The sequence below is a fragment of the Amycolatopsis sp. cmx-11-12 genome (genome assembly GCF_046269425.1).
In the GTDB taxonomy this organism is placed as follows: domain Bacteria; phylum Actinomycetota; class Actinomycetes; order Mycobacteriales; family Pseudonocardiaceae; genus Amycolatopsis.
In genome coordinates, this window is record NZ_JADNQM010000084.1 from 1 (window position 1) to 6480 (window position 6480).

Below are 6480 nucleotides of genomic sequence, written 5' to 3' on the forward strand. Positions count from 1 at the left end.
GGCCCCGCGGCTCCAACCTCGTGAAACGACCCGAAATCCGCTCATGGACCCGACCCAGCTCAGCCACCACCATGTCCATCACCCGCAACATCATCCACTACCCATGCGAGTGCCGTTGCAGTACTAGTGCTTTGTTAGGTGTGGTCACAGTCCTGTTTCGGTGATGTGATCTCCTTTGCAGGTGACTCCAGAGGAGATGGCTCGGGTTCAGCCGGTGATCGAGGACTTCGCCGCATCGATGTTCGGCGGGTTCGCGCGGCGTGATCAGCGGGCGAAGGGCGAGCTGGATCTGCGTGGGTTGATGTTGGACGGCAAGCGCAAGTCGATGCAGTCGATGGCCAAGCGACTCGGGGTCGATCACCAGCAGCTGCAGCAGTTCGTGAGCCCCTCGACGTAGGATCACGCCGAGGTGCGGCGGCGCCTGGCGGCCTGGGCCGGTGAGTTCGTCGATCCGGACGCGCTGGTCATCGATGACACCGGCTTTCCCAAGGACGGTAAGGATCCCCTGGAGTGGCGCGGATGTACTGCGGTGCTCTGGGCAAGACCGGGAACTGCCAGACCGGCGTGAGCGTGCACGCGGTCACCGGCTGGGCCTCGGCCGCGATCGACTGGCGGCTGTTCCTGCCGGAATCTTGAGACGACGAGAAAGCCTCCGATGATAAGATCCGTGCGCGGCGGGCGCGCAGCGCGATCCCGGACGAGGTGCGGCATCGGGAGAAGTGGCGCCTCGCGCTGGACATGCTCGACGAGGTCACCGATGAGTGGGGTCTGCCCCAGCGCCCGGTGGTGGCCGACGCCGGTTATGGCGATGCCACCGAGTTCCGGCTCGGCCTGACCGAGCGCGGCTCGACCTATGCGCTGGCCGTCAGGGCGGACGCGAGCGCCCACCCCGCCGAGGCGGTGCCGACCATGGCGGCCTGGGCCGGCTACGGCTGCCCGCCCGGGCTGCGCTACCCCGACAAGCCGGTCGACCTGAAGACCCTGGTCATGAACGCCGGACGTTCGGCGGGCAAGTTCGTGGTCTGGCGCCACGGATCCAAGAAGTCATCGACCAATCCGACCGCGAGCATGCGACCACGGTTCCTCGCATTGCGAGTCCGACCGGCCAGCCGCAACATCCCCCGCGCCGAAGACGGGACCCTGCCCGAGTGCTGGCTGCTGGCCGAATGGCCGCCTGGCGAGCCCGAGCCCACCGACTACTGGCTGTCCACCCTCCCCGCCGACATCCGGTTGCGGGACCTGGTGCGGCTGGCCAAGATCCGCTGCCGCATCGAACACGACTACCGCGAACTCAAAGACGGACTCGGCCTCGATCACTTCGAAGGCCGTAGCTGGCTGGGCTGGCACCGCCACGTCACCCTCGCCGCCATCGCCCAAGCCATCTGCACCCAGCTCCGCCGCACCCCAAAACCCCTGCGCAGGCCTGAGCCTCTTACGCGTCCTGCACGAACCCCAGACCCGAGCACCCAACACAACAACAGCCCAGGTCAGCAACACCTGACAAAGCACTACGAGTGAGGCCAGGTCGGTGGAAGTCCAGCGCAGCGCCGTGACCGTCAGTGATCCGCTCGCTGCAAGAAGGTGGGGGCACCGTGGGCCCCGGCACGAATGGAACCGCCCGAGCCGGCGCCACCGAAAGCGGGCGCCATAGGCGGCGAATTCCTGATCGGAAGTGCCGCCTACGGCGCCGTGGGAGGTCGGTTCTCGGTCACGGTTGCGTGATCTGGACGTTCTACTGGTTGTCGGGCAAGTTTCCTGCGTCGGCAAGCGCGTCGTCGACGATCTTGCCGATGAACTCCTTCAGCGGATCGGTGCTGGGTTCCGCGGAGCCCTGCTTGTCCTCGGACTTGCCGATGGTGCTGTTGATCCAGTCGCGGACCGAGGAAACATCGGTGGCGATGCCGAACGGAGGCAACTCGTGCGCGACACCATCGACGATCTTCTTCACCCTGGCTCCACCGAGGTTCGTGCCGATCAGCTCCCAGTGGCCGCCCCGCTGGACGACCACGGGGCCACCGGAATCACCGTGAGCGACTCCGTTCTCCTTCGTCTCGTTCCACATCAGAGTGTGCTTGTCCGATCCCGTGCCCTGAAAGCCGGTGTTCCCCTTCAACGCGGCGACAAGTTCCGGGTCAATACCCAGCGAGATGTCCAGCTCTTTCAGAGTCTTCGTGTCTTCAGGGCACTCTTTGCCATCCTGGCAGGTTTGGCCCCAGCCCAGGACCTTGGCTTTCTGGCCCTGGGGAGGGGTCGTGTCGGCGAGCGGGATCGGTGTGTTCTGTGACGGTTCGTCGAGTTCGATGAGGCCGATGTCGTTCAGGCCCGGGGCCTTGAACAGATGGTTCGCGTGGCGGACCTCGCCCTGATCCCTCGTCTTCGAGCCGATGTGCAGCGTTACTTCCTCGGGCTTGCGCAACGGGTTGTTGAGGTCAGGAGTGCCCGGCTTCTGCTCAGGCTTGCCTTCGATCAGGCAGTGCGCCGCGGTGGCGACCCAACGATCCCCGACCAGCACTCCCGTGCACTTACCGCTGTCGTTACCGGACTGCGCTCGGGCAAGGATGTTACCAATGATGTCCTGCAGGTTGCCGAGGTTCGGTGCGTTCGCTTCATCAGTTTTCGGGGTGTCAGACCGCTTGCTCGAGTCCATGTCGACTTGCACGGCCCATGGGTAGTCCTCCGTGGCGGGCGACCCGCCGACCACCGCCTGGGCCGACCCGGCGAAACTCCCGACCGCTGTCAGGGTGACAAGGAACGTTCCCGCAATCGCGACGAACCTTCGTGTTCGACTCATGAATCATCTTCTCCGATCATCATCACGTGGGCGATGCTGTCCCTTGTTGAGATCGAGTACAACCACGTTTCATGACGCGATAGCCCATCACGAGAAAACCATGAGAATCTCATGCCTGATTGACGCCTGGTCAACAACCGTGCTTTGCGAAGAAGGTTTAGGGCGTGTCGCCCAATTTGTTTGGTTCCTGTTCGGCGTGGAAGACCGCCCAGGCGAGGAGGACACCACCGAGGTAGGTGAGCGCGTATTTGTCGTAGCGGGGTTGCGATGCCGCGCCATTGCTTGAGTCGGTTGAAGCCGTGTTCGACGGTGTTGTGCAGGTGGTAGAGAGCGCCGTCGTACGCGGGTGGTCGGCCTCCGGCCGATACTTTGGCCTTCCGTCGGTCGATCTGGTCTGTGCGCTCAGGGTGGTGTGCTTGATCTTCTTGGCAGGCTAGGTGGTCCGCGTGCTCGGATGCGAGTACGCCTAGTCGCCGAGCAGCGGCGTAGACATCGACCTCGCGGAGGGACATCGCGAGGCGGTTCCGTGTTCGGCTCAAGCTGGTCCGGGCACCTGGAAGGCGATCGCCAACGATATCGAGCGCAGGTGCGATCTGGCCATGGGCGGCGTTTGGTGACCCTGGGGACCGCGCGAAGAAGAGGTGATATAACGAGCCTTGCCCTACGGCGGCAGACGCCGATCACTATGTGCGACAGCGAAAAACGCTTCCAGGACGTCGAGCAGATCGATCAGCCCGGGGCGAGTGGTCGTGAATCCAGGCGATACCACGAACAGTTTTGCCTACGCCAACCTCAGCGGTCGACCATCGTGCGACATCCGAACAATAGAACGATCTTCGCTGAGGTTGGAGAACCGGCAGGCCCACTTCTTGTTGACGTTCGTGTAGCCGTAGCGGGCGTTGTCGAAGACGGCGTGTTCCTTCTTCTCCATGATGATGTAGGTGCCGAGTGGGGTGTTGCGCTCGACGTCGGAGTCCAGGCCGTTGCTGCACGGGTAGCTCTTGACCTTGGCACCGTCGCGGTATACGTGCATCTGGCGGTTCGGGGTGTTGATCTGGACAACCTGGTTGTGGCCGATCTTGAACTTCGTGGTGATGTCAGACTTGCCGTACACGCCACCGCCCGAGGTCGACACCGTACACCTTCGCCTCGACGCCGACCGTGATGTTGGCGGGCCAGTACTCCTTGGCCGGTAGTCGACCTGAGTGCAGGAAGGCCGGCCACATGCACCTTCGACCTTCTGTCGGTCTTGACGGTGAGCGCCTTCTCAGCGCGACCCTAGATCATCCACTGCTACTGATGGAGCTCAGTGAATCCAACGCTCATCCGAGCATTTCAGGCCCCGGTGGGTTGCGAGTCCCGGGTGGCTGCTGTGCGAGCGCAGCGTTCGTGCGAAGGCAGTTCATTTCGGCATGTGAACCGTCTGGCTCGGCGGGCGGCGGGTACACGACGAGCTTGGTAGAGTCCGTGATGAGATTGCGAACGTGAGCTCTCCTGCGGTCGAGTAGCTGCGGATTGGCGTTCGTCCGTCCGGTGCCTCGTGGTGCCTGTCCATCTGGCGGAATGCGTGCGGCGCGGCTTGATCGATTTGTTGGTCACCGAGCGGCTGCAGCAACTGTTGACTGGTCATGGCCAGGGCTCGATGCGTATAGATTCTGCGCGGAGGGCGCGGCGTCATCTGCGGCCTACGCAACATCGGTCGCATGCCGCCGGAGTGAACTGTTCAACCGCTGCGGGCATCCCAGTTGAACGACGCCCTGGCTGCGGCCCCGATTCATTTGTGGGCTTCTCACTAGCGAGTATGCCGCCGCGGGCATCGGTCAGTGCTTCGGAGGTGCATGCCATGGCAATGTGGAATGTTCCCATGGCTGCGACCATCTCGTAGCAGTAGATCATGCTGCCATCGTGGTGGCGACCAGTAGAAGCGTAAGGCCTGGTCCACGTCAGGCAGACACGATCTTCCAGTTCGGTCCTGACAGAACTGGAAGATCGGGTGTAAACCCAAGCCAGCCATGGATTGGTAAGGCCCGGGTGCATCTGCGCTGCGTGGTCAATCCTATTGTGGCGCTGGTCAACTCGGTTTGCGTCCGGAGGAACTCGCCGTCGTAAAACTTGCTCGGGATGAGCATGCATCAGGGAAGGGAGGTGGACTAGTCACCTTTGAGTCGTGCACCAATCACAACCCGCGAGGGGGAGCATTGGTGATTGTCTTGCTTCAGGTCTGGGCGGTATGTAATGGTGCGCCTACAGCAGCGGACTTTCGGCGCGGTTGATCGCCGTTGACAGTAGAGATGGAGGGGGATAACTAAGCAGGAATCAGTTTCACGAGCGCCGCCGGTGTGGTCTGCCCTTAAGGTGATGGTTCGATCGCGCAGTCCTGGTCAGGCGGGTCCGGCGTCGCGTCACGTTCTCGAAGAGTTGTCAAGCGAATGAACCGGAGAACCTAAAAAGTGAAGCATAATGGAAAGCGTAAACTGGTTGCATCGTTTGTGGGGTCTGCAACTATCTTCGCAGCTGGGACGTCGATCCTGCTCCCGAGCATGGCGTATGCAGAAGATGTGAGCAAGCCGCCTACGGCGTTGGTGGACGCTGTGAAAAGCCTCCAGGGCACAAAAGCCCTCGGGAGCGGTCAGGCGGGGCAGGATTTTCGAAACCGGTTGAGTGAAGTTCAGGCTGCAGTTGATCGAGTTAAGAAGGCCGCCGAGGCGGCAGCGAACAGCCCAGATCTGCTGCCGGTCTCGGGGGCGCTTGGCGATCTGGCGCAGGCACTGACGAAATTCGGTGCCACTCCGGCGGGGCAAGCGGTTCAAGAGTCACTCAAGAACGCTGTCGGTAAGTTTCAGGCGCTGGCCGGCTCAGTCGACGAACTCGCAAACAGCCCCGAAGCTAAGGCGCTGATCCCTCAAGTTCGAGACTTGCTTAACTCGGGTCCGGCGAACTCGGGTTCGGTCAAGCCGGGGCCGACCAAGCCGGGGCCGACCAAGCCGGGGCCGACCAAGCCGGGGCCGACCAAGCCGGGGCCGACCAATCCGTGTCCGGACACGCCGGGTCCGGTCAAGTCGGGTTCGGACACGCCGGGTCCGGTCAAGTCGGGTTCGGACACGCCGGGTCCGGTCAAGTCGGGTTCGGACACGCCGGGTCCGGTCAAGTCGGGTTCGGACACGCCGGGTCCGGTCAAGTCGGGTCCGGCGAACTCGGGCCCGCCGAACGCAGAAGCGGTCGCTAAAGCAGACCATGATCTTGAAGCCGCAAAGCAGGAGCTGAAGACTTATCAGGGGCTGATCGCTCAGGCGAAGACGAAGGACGATCCGGATGTTAAGGCGCTAATTGAGGCGACAGCCCACCTTGAAAAGACGATCAAGGATGCCGACGCATTGAAGTCAGCAAGTGTTACGCCCAAGCAGGCGGCATGACTCCTTGCAACAACAACCGATAGTTGCATGGCGAGGAGAGTAATGAAACGACGGTATGCTGCATCGGCGGCAGTGGGTGTTGGCGCATCGGCGTTGGCCCTTTCGTTCAGTGCGGGTACTGCTTACGCGGCGCCAGTGAACTCGGCTGCGTTTGTGGATCAGGTGAATGGCCAGGTCAATCCTGCGCGTGAGGCTGCGGCTAAGACGGCGAAGGCGTATCAGGATCGGTTGCAGCGGCAGCCGGCTGGAGGGAGTGTACCGAAAACCGGTCCGGGG

General features: G+C 62.6%; 3 protein-coding genes and 3 pseudogenes. 3 read left to right on the plus strand and 3 right to left on the minus strand.

All coding sequences use genetic code 11. The features are described from left to right. The first annotated feature begins 181 nt into the window (after window positions 1-181). Window positions 182-1518: pseudogene (locus tag ACLARN_RS43960) on the plus strand (IS701 family transposase). 214 nt (window positions 1519-1732) lie between these two features. Here the strand turns inward: ACLARN_RS43960 and ACLARN_RS43965 are convergent. The 3 genes and pseudogenes from ACLARN_RS43965 to ACLARN_RS43975 form a co-directional block, all read right to left on the minus strand. Further along, window positions 1733-2791, minus strand: coding sequence for a S1 family peptidase (locus ACLARN_RS43965; protein ID WP_409497432.1), 1059 nt, complete (start codon window positions 2789-2791; stop codon window positions 1733-1735). A 157-nt stretch (window positions 2792-2948) separates the two neighbouring features. Beyond that, window positions 2949-3257 (minus strand): annotated as a pseudogene (locus ACLARN_RS43970) (transposase); the annotation flags it as partial. A gap of 369 nt (window positions 3258-3626) precedes the next feature. Beyond that, a pseudogene (locus ACLARN_RS43975) lies at window positions 3627-4060 on the minus strand (L,D-transpeptidase); the annotation flags it as partial. 1271 nt (window positions 4061-5331) lie between these two features. Between ACLARN_RS43975 and ACLARN_RS43980 the strand changes: the two are divergent. Both ACLARN_RS43980 and ACLARN_RS43985 read left to right on the plus strand, forming a co-directional pair. Next, on the plus strand, window positions 5332-6204 hold the full coding sequence (locus ACLARN_RS43980; protein WP_409497433.1) for a hypothetical protein: 873 nt from the start codon (window positions 5332-5334) through the stop codon (window positions 6202-6204). A gap of 42 nt (window positions 6205-6246) precedes the next feature. Next, on the plus strand, window positions 6247-6480 hold a 234-nt coding region (locus tag ACLARN_RS43985; protein ID WP_409497434.1), incomplete at its 3' end, for a hypothetical protein.

Excerpts from the sequence above, each read along its gene's own strand:
- ACLARN_RS43980 (WP_409497433.1), top strand. The coding sequence starts at position 5,332 with ATGGCGTATGCAGAAGATGTGAGCAAGCCGCCTACGGCGTTGGTGGAC.
- ACLARN_RS43965 (WP_409497432.1), bottom strand. The coding sequence starts at position 2,791 with ATGAGTCGAACACGAAGGTTCGTCGCGATTGCGGGAACGTTCCTTGTC.